Raw genomic sequence first — 18,201 nt, 5'->3', positions numbered from 1 at the left:
CTGGATTGCACGACGACGAGTTTACCCGGTTCTTCAGGAATTTGAAGCCGGGGGCCGGGTGAGGGGTCCCAACGCTGCCTTCAGGTCGGCCGCCGCGGGCACCCCGGACACCCGGAAGCGTTGCTGCAGGTCGGGGTCGAGAATGAACGTCGTCGGCAACGACAGAACGCCGAGTTCCTTGGCGAGAGCGGGATACTCGTCGATGTCGACTTCCACCTCGACGGGAGGTTCCGGCTCGTCGGCGAGGTCCGCGACGACCTGTCCGACGACCCTGCGCACCGCCGCGCAGGGACCGCACCAGTCGGCGGAGAAGTGGAGAACGGTGGCCTGTCGACCGTCCCCCGAACCCGGCCCGACGCCCGCTGCCTCGAGGAGCGTGCGTCGCTCGCCGGTCACGACCGCGGTCGTCTCACCGGTGGTCCGGACCTTCCCCTGGCGGCGCTGCCAGACGAGCCCGAACGCGAGGGCCGCGAACAGTGCGATCAGTAACAGTGTGATTCCGGTCATCGGCTCTGCAGTTCGTTCAGGTCGATCGTGACGTTGTCGCCGACGCCCTCGATGACGATCTGGGAGCCCTCCGCGTACACCTCCGTCGGCTGGACGCCGAACGGCAATTCCTGGGGGTCGATCGTCCGGGTGAAGAGACCGAGGATCGCGGGGGCGAGGGGTTCGGGGATGGTGAAGTCGGCGTGGCCCTCGGGCCCGAAGTAGAAGTCGCTGGCGACAATCTTCACCTGACCGCCGTCGAGGACGAGGTCGGCCTGCACGCTGACGGTGGTTTCGAGGGGGCCGACGGGCACGGTGCCGGTGAGGACGACGCCGCCCGCGGTCGTCATTCCGGAGCCGCCCGAGCCGCCGGTCCCGTCCGACTTGCTGGCCGGCGGGGCCGAAACCTGCAGGTCGGGGATGTCGAGGAAGCGGCCGAGGTCGGTGGCGTCGATGAGCATGCGGCCGGAGAGGTGGTCGACCGGGAGGCTCTTCACGGAGCCGTCGACGAGGTCGGACAGCGGCGCGGACACGCCCAGGAGGGTGGACTCGATCGTCACTTCACCGACCACGTCGCTCTGCACTCCCTGGGCGCGGATCTCGATGTTCTCGTACTTCCCGTCCCATGCCTGGGTGAGGAACGGGAAGCCGTGCACCGTCACTTCGGGATCGGCGGTGAGGGACGCGCCCGCCCGCAGTTCCCGCGACACCCGGTACTCCGCGTAGGCCGCCGAACCGAAGTCGACGACGAGACCGAGTGCCACGAGGAAGACGATTCCGATGATGAGTTTCCGCACGGCCCCATTGTGACGGACACGGTGCCGGTGCAACCTCCGCGCCGGTTGCCGGGGTTCGGTGCGACGGACCTCGACGGCGGCGCGCTACTCTGTCACCGACAAAAGTGTCGATACCTTCAGTGTCGATCTACCTGGACCGGCGGACGAACGATCCGTCTTCCGGCCGGGTACGACGGCGACGAGATGGGAGGCTGTGTGGAGCTACTGCTTCTTACCTCCGACCCGAACCCCGAGGCAGTGCTGCCTGCCCTCGCCCTGCTGGCGCATTCGGTGCGGCCTGCCCCGACGGAGGTGTCCTCTCTCCTGGAAGCGAGCTCCGCCGACATCGCCCTGGTGGATGCGCGCACCGATCTCGCGGCGGCCCGCGGCCTCTGCCGGCTGCTGGGCAGTACGGGTTCCGCGGTCCCCGTGGTGGCGGTGCTCACCGAGGGTGGCCTGGTGGCGGTCAATTCCGACTGGGGTCTCGACGACATCCTGCTCCCGGGCACCGGACCGGCCGAGGTGGACGCCCGCCTCCGCCTGCTGGTCGGACGCTCCGGCGGCGTCGCCAGCCCGGAGGCGTCGGGCAAGATCACGCTCGGCGAACTGGTCATCGACGAGGGCACGTACACAGCCCGACTGCGTGGCCGCCCCCTCGACCTCACGTACAAGGAGTTCGAACTCCTCAAGTACCTGGCGCAGCACGCGGGTCGCGTCTTCACCCGCGCGCAGTTGCTGCAGGAGGTGTGGGGCTACGACTTCTTCGGTGGTACCCGCACGGTCGACGTCCACGTGCGTCGTCTGCGCGCCAAGCTGGGCAGCGAGTACGAATCCTTGATCGGTACAGTCCGCAACGTCGGTTACAAGGCCGTCCGTCCCACCCGCAGCAAGTCGGGTGCGCCGGTGCCGCCGGTCGACGACCTCGATGCCGAAGATGCAGATTTCGAATCCGCGGAAGGACCTGTGATCCAGTGAGCGCTTCGGTGCAGTCCTGGACCGATCGACTCGACGGCAAGCATGCCGCGGACGTGTCCGCGCTGCTCGACCGCGCGACGGCAGCGGACGGAGCCACGCCCGTGTCGGAGCAGGGCGTGCACGCCGTGTCCGGCGTCGGTGGCGACGGTGTGCGTCATCTGGTGGAGACCGACGCCGATCGGATCGTCGGGTACGCGCAGTTGCAGCCGGGGCACGGCGAGCACCCCGCGATGGCCGAACTCGCGGTCGATCCCGAGGCGCGCGGCCGGGGGATCGGTAGCCGGCTGGTCACCGAGGTCCTGTCCGAGGGTGGTCCGGATACCCGGGTGTGGGCGCACGGCAACCTGCCTGCCGCGCAGGCGGTGGCGCACCGCCTCGGGCTGAGCGGTGCACGCGAACTGCTGCAGCTCCGGCGTCCGCTCGAGGGCGCGGAACTTCCAGAAATCGTTGTGCCGGAAGATATTTCGCTTCGCGTATATCGGGGCGTCGAGGACGATCCCGAGGTGCTGCGGGTCAATGCTGCCGCCTTCGCCTGGCATCCCGAGCAGGGGTCGTGGACCGAACGGGAAATGGCCGAACGCCGCGCGGAGGCCTGGTTCGATCCGGCGGGACTGTTCATGGCGTTCGCCACATCGGACGAGAAGCGGCTGCTCGGATTCCACTGGACTAAGGTGCACCCGCAGCAGGGCGACGAGCCTGCCATCGGTGAGGTCTACGTGGTGGCCATCGGACCCGACGCCCAGGGGCGCGGTCTAGGCCGGTTGCTCACACTCGCCGGGCTGCACTACCTGCGTGACCGCGGGCTCGGTGCGGTGCTGCTCTACGTCGAGGGCGACAACGCGTCGGCGCTGCACACCTACGACCGGCTCGGGTTCGAGCGGTTCCACACCGACGTCGCGTACGCGCGAGCCTGAGGTGCTCCTCTACTTCGGCACTCGTCGTTCGTCTCGGAAATATGGGCAAATGCGCGGTCTGTTCACTTTCCGTTCACCGATCGTGGTCCAACTGGACATTAGCTACCCCTAGGTTTCTCCGTGGGCAGCGCCGTGCTGCCTGGTGCAGGATCCTCCCGGTCCGCGCCTCATGTCGCCGCCCGATCGAGGGCGAGACGGTATTTCCGGAGGACTAGGTGAATCTCAAGCGCAGTGGCGCCCTGCTCGGTGCAGTGGCCCTGGGTGCCATGACCTTGGCCGCGTGTGGCAGCGACAACAACACCGCGTCGAGCGGCGTCGACGCAGCCGCCTCGAACGCAACGTGCGAGGGCAAGGCCAACCTCTCCTCCGCCGGTTCCTCGGCGCAGAAGAACGCCATGGACCAGTTCGTCTCCACCTACATCTCCGTGTGCCAGGAAAAGGGCAAGACCGTCAACCTGGCATACAACCCCAGCGGTTCCGGTGACGGACGCACCCAGTTCATCGCAGGCCAGATCGATTTCGCCGGCTCCGACTCGGCGATCAAGGCAGAGCAGGCCGAGCAGGCCAAGGCCCGCTGCGTCGGCGGCGAGGCGTGGAACCTTCCCCTCGTCTTCGGACCCGTCGCCGTGGCCTACAACCTCGACGGCGTCGAGGATCTGGTGCTCAACGGTGAAGTGACCGCCAAGATCTTCAACGGCACAATCAAGAAGTGGAACGACCCGGCCATCGCCGCCCTCAACCCGGGCGCCACCCTGCCGGACCAGGACATCACCGCGATCATCCGCTCGGACTCCTCGGGAACCACCGACAACTTCCAGCAGTACCTCACGGCAGCCTCCAACGGCGCCTGGACCACCGGTGCGGGCTCCGACTTCACCGGCGGCATCGGTGAGGGCGCCAAGGGTTCGGCCGGCGTCGCGCAGGCAGTGGCCTCCGCCCCCGGCTCGATCACCTACGTCGAGAAGTCGTACGCGGACCAGAACAAGCTGTCGGCAGCACAGATCGACACCGGATCGGGCCCCGTCGCCCTGTCCGACGAGTCGGCGGCGAAGGCGATCGAGGGTGCGCAGTTCAAGGGTGCGGGTGAGGGCGATCTGACGCTCGACCTCGCCTCGATCTTCGGCACCAAGGAAGCCGGCGCGTACCCGCTGGTGCTCGCCACCTACGAGATCGTGTGCTCGAAGGGCTACGACGCCGACACCTCCGCGGCGGTCAAGTCGTTCCTGACCAGCGCCGCCAACGAGGGCCAGGACAACCTGGCCGAGCAGGGCTACGTGCCGCTGCCCGACTCCATGAAGGAGAAGCTGAACGCGTCGGTCGCCGCAATCGGCTGATTCACACGGTAAGTCGTTCGGACCCGCCCATGACTCGATATTCTGACGATGAAAGATTGGGAGCGCAGATGAGTGAAGCGCACACCGAATCAGCACCTCGCGCCTCCGGCTCCGCGTCAGGCGGGGCCGGGGTGGGCGGTCCGAACGGCACCCCGGAGGCCGAGTTGAGTTCCACCAAGGCCGAAACCCCGACCCCGACAGATTCACCTCGCGGCAAGGCCGTCTCGAGGCCGGGGGACCGGATCTTCAAGTCCCTCGCGACCACGTCGGCGATCTTCATCTCCATCCTCATCGCCGCGATCGGCATCTTCCTCGTCTGGCGTGCCGTTCCCGCGCTGAGCCGGAACCAGGTCAACTTCCTCACCAGCCGCGAATGGGTCACCCAGAACATCAACGCGATGGCGTTCGGTGTGCTCGACCTCTTCCAGGTGACGGTCCTGGTGTCACTGTTCGCGCTCGTCCTCGCGATGCCGGTCGCGCTGGGTATCGCGATCTTCCTCACCGAATACTCGCCGAACTGGCTCAAGCGTCCGCTGGCGTACGTCATCGACCTGCTGGCCGCGGTGCCGTCGATCGTCTACGGACTGTGGGGTCTGCTGGTGTTCGCACCGGCGATCAGGCCGCTTGCGATGTGGCTCAACGAGACTCTCGGCTGGTTCCCGCTGTTCGCGACGGGCAGCGGTTCGATCACCGGCGGCGGCACCATCTTCACGGCGGGCATCGTCCTCGCCGTCATGATCCTGCCCGTCATCACCGCCGTGACCCGCGAAGTGTTCGTCCAGACACCGACGTCCCAGATCGAGGCGGCGCTCGCCCTGGGCGCCACCCGGTGGGAAGTGGTGCGTACCACGATCATTCCGTTCGGAAAGTCCGGCTACATCAGCGGTTCGATGCTCGGCCTCGGCCGCGCCCTCGGCGAGACCATGGCGCTGTACCTGATCCTGCGCACCACGTCGCAGCCCTTCGGATGGTCGCTGTTCGACGGCGGCGCCACCATCGCGTCCAAGATCGCCCTCGGCTACGCGGAGTTCAACAACAACATCCAGGCCGGCGCGTACATCGCCGCAGGCCTGGTGCTCTTCGTACTCACGTTCGTCGTGAACGCCGCGGCCCGCGCCGTGATCGCAGGAAAGAAGGACTGACCCATGACCGCGACACTCGACAAGCCGGTCAAGGCACCCACCTTCCGGGGGGTCGGAACCCGGCGGCGCATCACCGATATCACCGCCACTGTTCTCGTGACGCTGGCAGTGCTCGTCGCCCTGGTCCCGCTGGTGTGGGTCCTGATCACCGCTGTCGTCAGGGGTATTCCCGCCCTGACGTCGGCCACCTGGTTCACGCACTCGCTCAGCGGACTCACGTCGTCGGCCGAGGGCGGCGGTATCTACCACGCGCTGATCGGCACGATCCTGCAGGGACTCGTCTGCGCGGTGCTGTCCATCCCGCTCGGACTGTTCGTCGCGATCTACCTCGTCGAGTACGCCGACCGGAAGTCGCGGCTGGCGAAGCTGACCACGTTCATGGTCGACATCCTCAGCGGTGTCCCGTCGATCGTGGCCGCCCTGTTCATCTACGCCCTGTGGATCGCGACGTTCGGTTTCCCGAAGTCCGGGTTCGCGGTCGCGCTCGCCCTGGTCCTGCTGATGGTGCCCGTCGTCGTCCGCAGCACGGAGGAGATGCTCCGCATCGTGCCGCAGGACCTGCGCGAGGCGTCGTACGCGCTGGGTGTTCCGAAGTGGAAGACGATCGCCAAGATCGTGCTGCCCACCGCGCTGCCGGGCATCATCACCGGCGTCATGCTGGCGCTGGCCCGCGTGATGGGCGAGACCGCTCCGCTGCTGATCCTGGTGGGGTACGCACCGTTCATCAACTTCAACCTGTTCGGTGGTGAGATGGGCACCCTGCCCGGCGTCATGGTCGCCGAGATGAACAACCCGACCGATGCCGGTACCAACCGCATCTGGGGCGCGGCGCTGACGCTGATCCTGCTCATCGCCGTCCTCAACATCGCGGCCAAGGTCGTCGGCCACTTCTCACAGGTCCGCAGCAAGTGACACATACACTCGATTTCGAACATCAATCAGTAGGGAGCCGGTAATGGCCAAGCGTCTGGATCTCAAGGACGTCAACATCTACTACGGCAAGTTCCACGCCGTCGCCGATGTCGGGCTGTCGGTCCCCCCGCGGAACGTGACCGCGTTCATCGGTCCGTCCGGTTGCGGCAAGTCGACCGTGCTGCGTTCACTGAACCGCATGCACGAGGTCACTCCCGGTGCGCGCGTGGAGGGTTCGATCCTCCTCGACGGTGAGGACATCTACGGTTCCGGCATCGACCCGGTCGGCGTCCGCAAGACGATCGGCATGGTGTTCCAGCGTCCCAACCCGTTCCCGACGATGTCGATCAAGGACAACGTGGTGGCCGGCCTCAAGTTGCAGGGCGAGCGCAGCAAGAAGCGTCTCGACGAGGTGGCCGAACGGTCGCTGCGCGGCGCCAACCTGTGGAACGAGGTCAAGGACCGTCTCGACAAGCCCGGTGGCGGACTCTCCGGCGGTCAGCAGCAGCGTCTGTGCATCGCCCGGGCCATCGCCGTCTCGCCCGACGTCCTGCTGATGGACGAGCCCTGCTCGGCGCTCGACCCCATCTCGACCCTCGCGATCGAGGACCTCATCACGGAGTTGAAGAAGGACTTCACCATCGTGATCGTCACCCACAACATGCAGCAGGCGGCGCGTGTGAGTGACCAGACCGCGTTCTTCAACCTCGAGGCGACCGGCAAGCCGGGACGCCTCGTCGAGATCGACGACACCGAGAAGATCTTCTCCAACCCGACGCAGAAGGCCACCGAGGACTACATCTCGGGCCGCTTCGGATAACGCACACCACCCGCGAACGCCCCGGCCGGATCCTCGGCCGGGGCGTTCGCGTATGTAGGGACTACTTCCGGTGAACGAACGGGACGCCCGTACGGTCAGACCGTACGAGCGTCCCGTTCGCGCGAAAAGTGTTGGGGGAGTTTTACAGTTCCGGGTAGGCGGTGAGGTTGTCGGCGTCTTTCACGGCGGTCTCGGTGTCGTCGGGCAGCTTGCCGGTGACGAGGAAGATCACCCGGCGGCCCACCTCGACGGCGTGGTCGGCGAAACGCTCGTAGAAGCGGCCGAGCAGGGTGACGTCGACCGCGGCGGCCACGCCGTGCTTCCACTCGCGGTCCATGAGCACGGTGAACAGGTGCCGGTGGAGGTCGTCCATCGCCTCGTCCTCTTCGCGCAGGCGCGCGGCACGCTCGGGATCGCGTGTCTCGAGGACCTCGCGGGCAGCGGCGCCGATGGAGACGGCGATGCGTCCCATCTCGGCGAAGTAGCCGTTGACCTCTTCCGGGAGTACGTGGTTGGGATGTCGGCGGCGCGCGATCTTGGCGACGTGGAGCGCCAGGGCACCCATCCGGTCGATGTCGGCGACGATCTGGATTCCGCTGACGACGGAGCGGAGGTCGCCGGCGACCGGTGCCTGCAGGGCGAGGAGGGCGAACGCCCGCTCCTCGCAGATGGTGCTGAGCTCGGTGATCTTGTCGTGCTCGCCGATGACCTGCTCGGCGAGCGAGAGGTCTGCCTGGAGCAGCGACTGGGTGGCTCGCTCCATGGCGACCCCCGCAAGCCCCGCCATCTCACCGAGCAGGTCGGCAAGCTCGGTCATTTGTTCGTTGTAAGCCACGCGCATGAGGTCACAGCCTACGGTGCACGGGAAACCAAGTCACGATCACACGGTGAACGCAGGGTGAACGACGCCGCTGATCGGGACGTCAATCGCAGGACGTGTCGCCCGCGTTCACAACGGCCAGGTCCGCGGGGATTTCCGCGTCCTCCGGCTGGCCGATTCGCACGTCCGCCATGCTGAGCGGGGTGTCGATCGGGCTCGGTGTCCGCACGGTCCCGGTGAAGCTCGAACCGATCGCGACCTCGACGACGGTGCCGAGTCCGGTGGTCGATTCGAGCACCGCACCCGGGAACGACGACGCCAGGGTCGCCGCCTCGGCCTCGTGGCCCGGCGAGAACCGGATGACGGTCTCGCTGCTGGTGCCCGTGTAGTTGCCGACGTTGTAGATCTGGAAGCCCTCGGCGGCCAGGGAGTCGGCGACGGTCGCGGCGAGCCCCGACTCACCCGACGCGTTCGACACCTGCACGGTCACGCTGGACGGGTCGACGGCCTGGACCGTCTGCGGGGTGGGCGCGGCCTGCGGCTCGGGGGCGGACGAGGGCAGGGGTTCCGCCCGCTTCTCGCCGGGCAGCGCCTCGTCGTCGATGATCGCGCGGAAGATGGCCTTGATGTCGTCGGTGCGGGGAATCTCGTTGCCCCACTCGGTGGTGCCCGCGGTGGGGACGGTCAGGAAGGTGACGGCGCCCGCGTCGACGTTCTGCAGTGAGCGGCCGAGCGTGACCAGCGACTTCGTGTCGATGTTCTCCACGAACGTGTCGCGGGTGAACGCGTTGATGAAACCGTTCAGTTTGCCGGGATTGAGCAGCACCTGACTGGACAGGGCGCCCCGCAGCAGGGCGGAGAGGAATCTCTGCTGCCGGTTGATGCGGCCGTAGTCGCCGTTGCCCTCCGCCTCTACGTGTCTGGCGCGGACGAAGTTCAGTGCGGTCTTGCCGTCGAGCATCTGGGTGCCCGGCTGCGGCAGAACGGTGCCGAGAACGTCGTCCTCGAGCGGCTGGGTGGTACAGACCTTGACCCCGCCGATCTCGTTGACCATCGACTCGAAGCCGGCGAAGTCCATGCCGACGAAGTGGCCGATCTTCAGACCCGACATCTTCTGAATCACCTTCACCAGGCACTTCGGTCCGCCGAGTGCGTAGGTGGCATTGAGTTTGTCGCCGTCGGCGGCGGGGAACGTCTCGTCGGTGTAAGTGCCGCTGTCGTTGTCCCAGCCCTTGCAGACGGGCCGTTCGACGTCGAGGTCACGGGGAAACGACACCGCGACCACCCGGCTCCGGTCGGCGGGGATGTTGACGAGCATCACCGTGTCGGCGCGGGAGCCCTCGGCGTCGTCGATGGTTCCGGCACCCACCTCGCCGCTGGCGCCGGCACGGGTGTCGGTGCCGACGATGAGATAGGTCTCGTCACCGGTCTGTCCGACGGCGTCGACGATGTCGGTCGACTCGGTATCGAGTGCCGCGATCTGGTCGAACTTGCCCTCGGTGGAGCGGAGGTAGCCCCAGACGATGCCGGTTCCGGCGAGCGCGACCACCGCCACGAGCGCGACGACGGCGCGTCCCACTGCACGGAGACGCTTGCGTTTACGGGTCTTGTTGAGAGCCAGGCGCGTGGTGCTCGGGTTGCCGACCACCTGCGGTACCGCGGTGGTCTCGGCGGAATCCGCGACCCACTCGGGTTCGGGCGGGCTCTGCGGCGGCTCCGGCGGCGGGGTCGCCGGAGGGGTCTTACGTGGCGGAACCCCGGGAGGCGGCGGCTGCCGCTCGTCGATCGGGGGAATGATCTCCGTTTTCTCCGGATCGTGGGGCTCGTTCGATTCGTCCCCGGCGGCCTTCTCGACCTTCTCGTCCTCGGCGACCTTCTTCACGAGGTCTGCGACGGAGAGCCCTTCGGTGGGCCCGCCCGCGGCCCGGCGGCCGATCCGGCCGCTGTCGTGGCGGGACGGTTCGGTGCGTTCCACCGGCGCACGATGCTCGGGGGAGGAGGTCCGTTCGGGAGGGCGCTGTTCGGGAGGCGACTGGCGGGGCGGGAGTCGCCGCGGCCGCCCCGACTGGGATTCCCGGTAGCTGGGATCCGCTAGAGGACGTTCCCAGGGGGCGCGGGATTCGGGAGTCGGTGAGTCCGCACTGTGATCATCACCCACCGATGCAACCTGACCTCTCCGCCGACTCGGACCTCCGTCGGCCCCGACGGATTCCAGCCATAGTACTTATCGAACGTCGAGGCTCCCCACATGTAGCGAGGTGACGCGCGTTCGTGCCGCTAACCACCAGAATGCATGAGGTCGGCGCCGGCGGGCACCAGGCAGTCGTCGGGGTCGTCGAGCCACCCCTCGGGGAGCGCGACCGTGCCGGGTGATCCCTGCCGCCCACGCGGACCCTCGGCGTCCTTGGGGAACGGGATGGTCGGATCGAGCTGAACGAGGAGGTCGTCGAGTTCGGTGAGTTTGCTCACGAGGGCCATCGCGACCCGCAGTTCGGACCCGGCGGGGAAGCCCCGCAGGTACCAGGACACGTGCTTGCGCAGTTCACGCAGGCCCTTGTCCTCGCCGTGGTGATCGGCGAGGAGTTCCGCGTGCCTGCGGATGATCGTGGCCACCTCGCCGAGGTTGGGCGGAGTGGGCTGCGGTTTTCCGTTCAGTGCCGCGCTCAGCTCCGCGAACAGCCACGGCCTGCCGAGGCACCCGCGTCCGACGACGACGCCGTCGCACCCGGTCTGTTCCATCATGCGGGCCGCGTCCTCGGCCGCGAAGATGTCGCCGTTCCCGAGGACGGGCACGTCCGTGACGTGCTCCTTGAGCCGGGCGATCTCGTTCCAGTCGGCCGTGCCGGAGTACCGCTGCGACGCGGTACGCGCGTGCAGCGCGACAGCGGCGGCACCCTCGCCGGCGGCGATCCGGCCTGCGTCGAGATGCGTGTGATGCTCGGCGTCGATGCCGACACGGAACTTGACGGTCACCGGGACGTCGGTGCCCTCGGTGGCCTTCACGGCCGCCGCGACGATCCGGCCGAACAGGGTGCGCTTGTACGGCAGCGCCGCACCGCCGCCCTTGCGGGTCACCTTGGGGACGGGGCAGCCGAAGTTCATGTCGATGTGGTCGGCGATGTTCTCGTCCACGATCATCTTGGCCGCGGCGTACGTGGTGTCCGGGTCGACCGTGTACAGCTGCAGCGACCGTGGCGTCTCGGTCGGGCCGAACGTCGTCATGTGCAGGGTCGCGGGCTGCCGCTCGACCAGCGCACGCGCGGTCACCATCTCGCAGACGTACAGGCCGGACGTGCTGCCCGCGCGCTCCGTCTCGAGCTCACGGCACAGCGTGCGGAAGGCGACGTTGGTGATCCCGGCCATGGGGGCCAGAACCACCGGACTGCGCAGCTCGAGCGATCCGATACGAAGGGATGACATTGACGACCTCTGGGAAAGTGCTGGAAAAAACTGTGCCCGGTACCGAATCCGGTACCGGGCACAGGATAACTGTTTACGTCAGGAAGCCTTCTGCTCGCGCTTCTTGGCCTCGCGGGCCAGCATGCGGTCGCGCTGCTCCTCGAACTTGGTGGCCTGGCCTTCGAGGTTCTCGAGGAACTTGCCGAGGCTCTCGCGGATCTCTTCGCCGCGGGAGGTGAAATCGTTCCGCTCGAAGATGTTCCACTTGCGCAGGACGGGCATCACGACCTCTTCGAGGTGCTGACGCAGGTCGTAGATGCCGTGCTTGGCCATGAGGACACCGTTGCGCCGGAAGTTCGGCATACCGGCGCCCGGCATCTGGAAGTTCTGGACGATCATGTTGACGGCCTCGAGCGCCTGGTCGGGCGCGAGGTCGAGGGCCGCACCGCACATGTTGCGGTAGAAGATCATGTGCAGGTTCTCGTCGGCCGCGATGCGCTGCAGCATCTTGTCGGCGATGGGGTCCTTGCACGCCTTACCGGTGTTGCGGTGGCTCACGCGGGTGGCGAGTTCCTGGAACGTGACGTACGCGACGGAGTGGAGGAAGCCCGCGTCGACGTCGGCGGGGGACGCGAAGCCGTTCGTCATGTGCTCCATGCGGAAGCGCTCGAGCTGGACGGGGTCCACGGCGCGGGTCACGACGAGGTAATCGCGCATCACGATTCCGTGTCGGTTCTCCTCGGCGGTCCAGCGACCGACCCACGTTCCCCACGCGCCGTCCTGCGAGAAGTTCTCGGCGATCTCGCGGTGGTACGACGGCAGGTTGTCCTCGGTGAGGAGGTTCGTGATCATCGCGGCCTTGGCGACCTCGTCGAGCTGCGACTGCTCGGGGTCCCAATCGCTGCCGCCCATCGCGGCGAAGTTGCGTCCTTCGTCCCACGGAACATAGTCGTGGGGATGCCATTCCTTGGCCATGGAGAGGTGGCGGTTGACGTTCTCTTCTGCAACCGGCGACAACTCCTGCAGCAGTTCGAGTTGGGTCAGGTCCCTCGCCATGTGTAATGCCTCCAGTAGCTCAAATTTGACTTTGTTCAGCCTACGGCACCGTAAGTAGGTTGGTAAACGCCGTCGGCGGCCCGGGAACCGTCGAAGTTACCGATCCGTAATGGACCTTCCGGGATGTGTCGCCGCCACGCGGCGAACTGTTACATGACAGTGTACTGATGAGGTTGCGTGTGCGGTGACCAGCGTAATCATCCCAGGGAGAGATCATCACCGCGACGCGCGGGCAGTTGTGGACGATCACAGATTTGTGGGTCTCCACAGATTCCCCGCCCCAACTCGAGCCGTGTCGGCGGTTGCGCTGGGGACGGTTGGTCCGGCTCCGAGTCTCCTGGGAATTCGATCCACCCCAGGTGTGAATATCGCCACCCCCGGACTTCCGGCATTGGTGGATCCCGTATGTCCGTTATGCCTGTTGCGGTCGGTCGGGGTGCTGCCGACAATCGTCACATGGGCAACAACATGAGCCGCCTCGAAGAGATCGCCGCCGAATTGCCCGAAGCCGTACGGGTGGACATCGAGCAGTGGGACGGGCACCCGACGTTCCGGGTGCGGGGCAAGAACTTCGTGTTCAGTGACGTGGACGCCACCCGGTTGACGGTGAAGCTCACCGTCGACGAGGCGGAAGCGGTGGTCGCGACGGAACCGGGGGCGGAGCCCGCGGGATACGGTCTCGGTAGACACGGCTGGATCGCAGTGGACGTCGCGGACGCGGACGGGCCCCGGTGGGAACAGTTGCGTGAGTGGATCAGGACGTCGTACACGCTCGTCGCGCCGAAGCGACTGGCCAAGCAGGTGCTGGACGAAGAACCGTTGCCGACGCAGGGAGACCAGTCATGACGACCGACAACAGCGCACCCACCGCCACACCGGCGAAGTCGGGACTGCCGTCGTGGGCCAAGAAGGCCATCGGGATCGCCGTCCTTCTCGTGGTGCTCGTCATCGCGTATTTCATCCTCGCGGCGTACCTCCCCCGGGCGTGGGCGCAGAACGTGGGCGGAATGGCGGACGGCAGCTTCGGCGGCGGCATCCTGTGGGGACTGTTGTTCGGCACCCTGTGCACTCTGCTGCCCCTGCTGCTGTTCCGCGGGGCGTGGCGGCTGTTCCGCAGGCGCCGGTTCAAGCCCGTGCAGATCGTGCTCCTGATCCTCGGAGTCCTTGTGGTGCTGCCCAATCTGCTGACGCTCAGCGTGGTGCTCGGCGGCAACAGTGCGGCGCACGCCGGCGAACGGATCATGGACGTCGACGCGCCCGGCTTCCGCGGTGCGTCGCTCGCCGGCGCCATCATCGGAGTGGTGCTGTTCCTCGGCGTCGCCGGAGTCAGCTTCACGTACCGCAAGCGCGGTGAGGATCTCGCCGAGATGCGCAGGGACACGAAAGCGAATGGCGGGCAGACCACCGGCGACGGGCCGTCACCCGCCGCGCCCTGAGATTCACCACACGAGCACGGGCTTGATCACCGCGCCGGCAGCCTGATCGGCGACGGCGCGGTTGATGTCCTGGAACCGGTACTCGGTGACGAGGCGGTCGAACGGGAACCTCCCCTCGGCGTGCAGCGCCAGCAACTGCGGAATGAACTGCTGCACGGACGAATCGCCCTCGACGCAGCCTCGGAGAGTCTTGCCGTTCAGCATCAGGTCCTGAATGTTCACCGTGACTTCGGGTGCGCCCAGTCCGACGACCACCGCGCTGCCTCGCGCCCGCAGCGACGACAGCGCCTGACCGACGACGGCGGGGATTCCTGTCGTGTCCAGGGTGTGGGTGGCACCGCCGCCGGTCGCCGCGCGGATCGCCGCGACGACGTCTCGCGTCCCGGGATCGATTGCGACCGCGCCGAACTCCGCCGCGAGCGCACGTCGCGCCGGTACCGGATCGACCGCGAAAAGCGTTGCGACGCCCACCGATCGGGCGGCGAGCAGTGCGGCGAACCCGACGCTGCCCGCGCCGAAGACGACCACACTCGAGTCGATGCCGGGGCGGAGCACGTTCAGTACCGCACCGGCACCCGTCTGGAACCCGCAGCCGAGCGGCGCCGCGGCGGCCAGGTCGACGGACTCGCCGACGACGACGATGTTGTCGGCCGTCGCGAGAACGTGGTCGGCGAAGCTGGACTGGCCGAAGAAGGCGGCGCGCACCGGTGCGCCGTCCTGAGTGACGGTGGCCGAGCCGTCCGCGCGCCTGCCCGAACTGTTCAAGCGGTGCGCGTCGACGCAGTAAGCCGGACCCGCATTTCGGCATTGATCGCAGTCACCGCAGTGGCGGTAGCTGAGAATCACGTGATCGCCGGGCGCTATCCCGCTCACGCGTGGCCCGACGTCCACCACGATCCCGGCACCCTCGTGCCCGAGGACGGCCGGACCGACGGCGTGGGGGAGCGCCGCTTTGGTGACGAGGTCCGTGTGGCACAGGCCGGTGGCGACGATCCGCACCAGAACCTCGTCCGCGCGGGGCTCGTCGAGTTCGACCGTCTCCAGCGTGAACGGAGAATCGGGGCCGCGGGTGACGGCTGCCGTGACCTGCATTGCTGTTCCTCGGGTTCCGCGCAGTGGGGGCTGGGACACGACCGGGATCTCAGTCCCGTTCCAGGAGGAAGTAGTAGTGCCTGCCGCCGTCGAGGACCAGTGCGGACTTGCCGTTCATGATGCCCATGAGCGTCGAGTCGTCCACCTTCTTGAAGTGATCGAAGATGGGGGCGCCGTCGTAGACCATGGTCGCGGTGACCTCGCCCCGGAACTCGATGTTCCACAGACTGGCCTCGCCGTTGCCGCCCTCGACGTCGGAGTAGAGGTTGCCGTCCGCGTCGCGGCAGATCAACGGCTTCGCGTCCTCGAGGGACTGGAACGTCTTTCCGTGCCAGCGGCTCGCGACCAGCTTGTCGTGCAGGCGGTGTCCGGTGGCGAAGTCGTCGCCCTTCCAGGCGCCGAGGATGTCCTCGGCCCGCACGGTGTCGAGTGCCGCCCACACAGTGTCGAGTTCGTCGGGGGAGACGCCGGTGTCGCGCTGTCGAAGCTCGTGGAACGTGCTGCGGGCCTGGTCGATGTCCATGGTCGTACCTCGGGTCTCGTGTGGAGGTGCAGGTCGAAGAGTTTCCGAACCAAGTTGTTCGTCAACGCGCACGCTACGCCGAACCAGATGGTTCGGCAACGGGCGATTTAGGATGTCGCCATGCGATCAGCGGGAGAAGCCACGCGCGAGCGGATCCTCGCCGCGGCCAAGGACGAATTCGCCCGCTACGGAGTCGCCGGGGCCCGGATCAACCGCATCGCGGAGGCGGCCCGGGCGAGCAAGGACCGCCTGTACGCGTACTTCGACAGCAAGGAAGCGCTGTTCGACGCCGTCATCCAGCAATGGATCGCGGAGACGACGGAACAGACGGCTCTGCGGGGCGACGATCTGCCGGGGTACGCGGGCCGCTTGTTCGACGACTACGTGGCGCACCCCGAGAACGCGCGGCTGCAGGAGTGGGCCGACCTCGAGATGCGGGAGCAGATCGCGGACAGCGACGCCCGGATCGTCACCCTCCGGCCCAAGGCCGCCGAGATTCGCCGAGGGCAGCAGGAGGGGTTCGTCGATCCGTCGTGGAACGCAGGCGAACTGCTGCTCGTGATCACCGACATCGCCCGGTCGCTGGCCACCGCACCCGGCGGCAGGAAGTCGGGGGAGCGCACGGTGGCGCAGCGGCGGCACACCGCTGTCGAGGCGGTTCGGCGGTTGATCCGGGTGCCCTCGGTGGAGGACGCGCCGGGCCGCGAGTGAGGGCCGCTCAGCTGCGCAGTAGCACGTTGAGCCGAGCGGCCTGTCGTGTGAGGTGGTCGCGTTCGGGGAGGTTGGGCGCCTTGTCGGCCGCCTCCGCGTAGAGCCGTGCCGCCGTTGCCAGGTCGCCGTCCCGCTCGTGGAGATACGCCGCCACCGCGGTGTGACGGGGCAGCGCGTCGTCTAGCGCCGCGAGTGCGGCCAGCCCGGCGCGCGGGCCGTCGGCCTCGCCGACCGCGACGGCCCGGTTGAGGCGGGCCACCGGGCTGTCGGTGAGGTGCACCAGTTCGTCGTACCACTCGACGATCTGCACCCAGTCGGTCTCCTCGGCCGCCCGGGCGTCGGCGTGGAGCGCGGCGATGGCGGCCTGGGCCTGGAACTCGCCCAGGCGGTCGCGGGCCAGTGCCGCCTGGAGTATGTCGACGCCCTCGGCGATCATGCGGGTGTCCCACAGGCGGCGGTCCTGTTCGGCGAGCGGTACGAGGCTGCCGTCGGGGGCGGTCCGGGCGGGGCGCCGCGCGTGGTGGAGCAGCATGAGCGCGAGCAGTCCCGCGACCTCCGGGTGGTCGATCGCCGCCGCGAGCTGGCGAGTCAGCCGGATCGCCTCGGCGGCGAGGTCGAGCTCGCCGGAATACCCCTCGTTGAACACCAGGTAGAGGACCCGCAGCACCGTCGCGACGTCGCCGGGCTGGTTGAACCGGACGCCCGAAACGGTCCGCTTGGCCCGGCTGATGCGCTGGGCCATCGTCGCCTCCGGCACCAGGTAGGCCTGCGCGATCTGACGCGTCGTCAGGCCGCCGACCGCGCGCAGCGTGAGTGCGACGGACGATGCCGGTGTCAGGGACGGGTGCGCGCACAGGAAATACAGCTGGAGCGTGTCGTCGACCGCCTCGATCGGTCCGGGCACCGGCTCGGCCTCGATGCGTTCCTCGCGCTGCCTGCGGGAGGAATGGGCGCGGGCGGTGTCGAGGAACTTCCGCCAGGCCACGGTGACCAGCCAGCCCTTGGGGTCGCGCGGCGGGTCGTCCGGCCACACGCGCACGGCCTCGACCAGGGCGTCCTGCACGGCATCCTCGGCCGCCGCGAAGTCGGCTCCGCGGCGGACGAGGATCCCGATCACCGTGGGGGTGAGGGCGCGCAGTACCGCCTCATCCACCGTGGCACTCCATGGTGGTCGAGGGTGCGGTCAGGAACGGGCGCAGCTCGAGCCATTCGTGGATCGGCTTCCCGCCCGCACCCGGCGCCGCGGACAGCTCGCCGGCGAGTTCGAGCGCCCGCTCGTAGGTGTCGACGTCGATCATCATCCAGCCGGCGATCAGGTCCTTCGTCTCCGCGAAGGGGCCGTCCGTGACCGGTGGGCGTCCCTCGCCGTCGTAGCGGACGAACGTGCCCTCCGGGGCGAGTGCCTGACCGTCGACGAACTCGCCGGTCCGCTCCAGCTTGGCCGCGAAATCCTGCATGTACTGCACGTGCGCGGAGATCTCCTCCGGCGTCCACTGGGCCATCGGCACGTCGTTGACCGCCGCCGGCGCGCCGCGGTAGTGCTTGAGCAGTAGGTACTTGGCCATCGCGAACTCCTTGGTGAGGTACGGCCCATTGTGGCCGTGGTCACTGCGGGGACGGAGCCGGTCGCGGATTCTCGACATCCCGCGACCAAGGGTGAGTACGCCGCCCGGTCGACGGGCGGCCACATGGTGACCACTCCGCCGCTCCGAACACGTCTATCGCACTACCTGACCAGGATGAACTGGTCAGGACGGTGCCCCCAGTAGGGCTCGAACCTACGACCTGCGGATTAAAAGTCAGAA

Annotated in this window: 19 protein-coding genes; 9 read left to right on the top strand and 10 right to left on the bottom strand. The window is 67.7% G+C overall.

Annotated features, from left to right (window positions below; translation table 11 throughout):
- Nucleotides 1-33 precede the first annotated feature (33 nt).
- Together JWS13_RS17745 and JWS13_RS17740 are read right to left on the bottom strand one after the other, a co-directional pair.
- Nucleotides 34-507, bottom strand: coding sequence for a thioredoxin family protein (locus tag JWS13_RS17745; protein WP_206006801.1), 474 nt, complete (start codon nt 505-507; stop codon nt 34-36).
- Nucleotides 504-1,283, bottom strand: a complete 780-nt coding sequence (locus JWS13_RS17740; protein WP_124392600.1) for an LmeA family phospholipid-binding protein — start codon at nt 1,281-1,283, stop codon at nt 504-506. The genes JWS13_RS17745 and JWS13_RS17740 overlap by 4 nt, the downstream gene beginning before the upstream one ends.
- A 195-nt stretch (nt 1,284-1,478) precedes the next feature.
- Between JWS13_RS17740 and JWS13_RS17735 the strand changes: the two genes are divergently transcribed.
- From JWS13_RS17735 to pstB, 6 genes are all read left to right on the top strand, one after another.
- The gene (locus tag JWS13_RS17735) at nt 1,479-2,237 is read left to right on the top strand and encodes a winged helix-turn-helix transcriptional regulator (RefSeq protein WP_124392601.1); all 759 of its coding nucleotides are present in this window, start codon (nt 1,479-1,481) and stop codon (nt 2,235-2,237) included.
- Entirely contained in the window at nt 2,234-3,151 is a 918-nt protein-coding gene (gene mshD, locus JWS13_RS17730; RefSeq protein WP_206006800.1) for a mycothiol synthase, read from the top strand. The genes JWS13_RS17735 and mshD overlap by 4 nt, the downstream gene beginning before the upstream one ends.
- Nucleotides 3,152-3,366: 215 nt before the next feature.
- The gene (gene pstS / locus JWS13_RS17725) at nt 3,367-4,485 is read left to right on the top strand and encodes a phosphate ABC transporter substrate-binding protein PstS (protein WP_206006799.1); all 1,119 of its coding nucleotides are present in this window, start codon (nt 3,367-3,369) and stop codon (nt 4,483-4,485) included.
- 68 nt (nt 4,486-4,553) lie between these two features.
- A complete protein-coding gene (gene pstC / locus JWS13_RS17720) occupies nt 4,554-5,627 on the top strand; it encodes a phosphate ABC transporter permease subunit PstC (protein ID WP_206006798.1) in 1,074 nt (357 codons plus the stop codon).
- Nucleotides 5,628-5,630: 3 nt separating this feature from the next.
- Nucleotides 5,631-6,539, top strand: a complete 909-nt coding sequence (gene pstA, locus JWS13_RS17715; protein WP_206006797.1) for a phosphate ABC transporter permease PstA — start codon at nt 5,631-5,633, stop codon at nt 6,537-6,539.
- A 43-nt stretch (nt 6,540-6,582) separates the two neighbouring features.
- Nucleotides 6,583-7,359 (top strand): phosphate ABC transporter ATP-binding protein PstB, encoded by a 777-nt coding sequence (gene pstB, locus JWS13_RS17710; RefSeq protein WP_015888703.1) that lies wholly within the window; start codon nt 6,583-6,585, stop codon nt 7,357-7,359.
- 142 nt (nt 7,360-7,501) lie between these two features.
- Here the strand turns inward: pstB and phoU are convergent, their stop codons facing one another.
- The 4 genes from phoU to JWS13_RS17690 form a co-directional block, all read right to left on the bottom strand.
- Nucleotides 7,502-8,200 carry a phosphate signaling complex protein PhoU gene (gene phoU / locus JWS13_RS17705; protein ID WP_206006796.1) on the bottom strand — a complete coding sequence of 233 codons (699 nt, stop codon included), beginning with the start codon at nt 8,198-8,200 and terminating at the stop codon, nt 7,502-7,504.
- Nucleotides 8,201-8,282: 82 nt separating this feature from the next.
- Nucleotides 8,283-10,337 carry an LCP family protein gene (locus JWS13_RS17700; protein WP_206006795.1) on the bottom strand — a complete coding sequence of 685 codons (2,055 nt, stop codon included), beginning with the start codon at nt 10,335-10,337 and terminating at the stop codon, nt 8,283-8,285.
- A gap of 119 nt (nt 10,338-10,456) precedes the next feature.
- Nucleotides 10,457-11,599 (bottom strand): tRNA dihydrouridine synthase DusB, encoded by a 1,143-nt coding sequence (gene dusB, locus JWS13_RS17695; RefSeq protein ID WP_206006794.1) that lies wholly within the window; start codon nt 11,597-11,599, stop codon nt 10,457-10,459.
- Nucleotides 11,600-11,677: 78 nt separating this feature from the next.
- Nucleotides 11,678-12,634 (bottom strand): acyl-ACP desaturase, encoded by a 957-nt coding sequence (locus JWS13_RS17690; protein ID WP_206006793.1) that lies wholly within the window; start codon nt 12,632-12,634, stop codon nt 11,678-11,680.
- Nucleotides 12,635-13,039: 405 nt separating this feature from the next.
- Between JWS13_RS17690 and JWS13_RS17685 the strand changes: the two genes are divergently transcribed.
- Both JWS13_RS17685 and JWS13_RS17680 read left to right on the top strand, forming a co-directional pair.
- Nucleotides 13,040-13,480, top strand: coding sequence for an MmcQ/YjbR family DNA-binding protein (locus tag JWS13_RS17685; RefSeq protein WP_124392608.1), 441 nt, complete (start codon nt 13,040-13,042; stop codon nt 13,478-13,480).
- Complete coding sequence (locus tag JWS13_RS17680; protein ID WP_206006792.1) at nt 13,477-14,070, top strand: hypothetical protein; 594 nt, start codon at nt 13,477-13,479, stop codon at nt 14,068-14,070. Before JWS13_RS17685 ends, JWS13_RS17680 begins: the two co-directional genes overlap by 4 nt.
- Before the next feature lie 3 nt (nt 14,071-14,073).
- Here the strand turns inward: JWS13_RS17680 and JWS13_RS17675 are convergent, their stop codons facing one another.
- Both JWS13_RS17675 and JWS13_RS17670 read right to left on the bottom strand, forming a co-directional pair.
- Nucleotides 14,074-15,162 (bottom strand): NAD(P)-dependent alcohol dehydrogenase, encoded by a 1,089-nt coding sequence (locus tag JWS13_RS17675; RefSeq protein WP_206006791.1) that lies wholly within the window; start codon nt 15,160-15,162, stop codon nt 14,074-14,076.
- Nucleotides 15,163-15,211: 49 nt separating this feature from the next.
- Complete coding sequence (locus tag JWS13_RS17670) at nt 15,212-15,685, bottom strand: DUF4334 domain-containing protein (RefSeq protein ID WP_206006790.1); 474 nt, start codon at nt 15,683-15,685, stop codon at nt 15,212-15,214.
- A gap of 120 nt (nt 15,686-15,805) precedes the next feature.
- On the opposite strand from JWS13_RS17670, the gene JWS13_RS17665 reads away from it, so the two are divergent.
- A complete protein-coding gene (locus JWS13_RS17665) occupies nt 15,806-16,396 on the top strand; it encodes a TetR/AcrR family transcriptional regulator (RefSeq protein WP_206006789.1) in 591 nt (196 codons plus the stop codon).
- Nucleotides 16,397-16,403: 7 nt separating this feature from the next.
- Here the strand turns inward: JWS13_RS17665 and JWS13_RS17660 are convergent, their stop codons facing one another.
- A complete protein-coding gene (locus JWS13_RS17660) occupies nt 16,404-17,549 on the bottom strand; it encodes an RNA polymerase sigma factor (protein ID WP_206006788.1) in 1,146 nt (381 codons plus the stop codon).
- Nucleotides 17,542-17,961, bottom strand: a complete 420-nt coding sequence (locus tag JWS13_RS17655) for a YciI family protein (protein WP_206011641.1) — start codon at nt 17,959-17,961, stop codon at nt 17,542-17,544. The genes JWS13_RS17660 and JWS13_RS17655 overlap by 8 nt, the downstream gene beginning before the upstream one ends.
- Nucleotides 17,962-18,201: the final 240 nt, after the last annotated feature.

Source organism: Rhodococcus pseudokoreensis (genome assembly GCF_017068395.1).
Classification (GTDB): domain Bacteria; phylum Actinomycetota; class Actinomycetes; order Mycobacteriales; family Mycobacteriaceae; genus Rhodococcus_F; species Rhodococcus_F pseudokoreensis.
The sequence above is the reverse complement of the archived record's forward strand: the minus strand, read 5'-3'. Positions and strand labels throughout refer to the sequence as shown.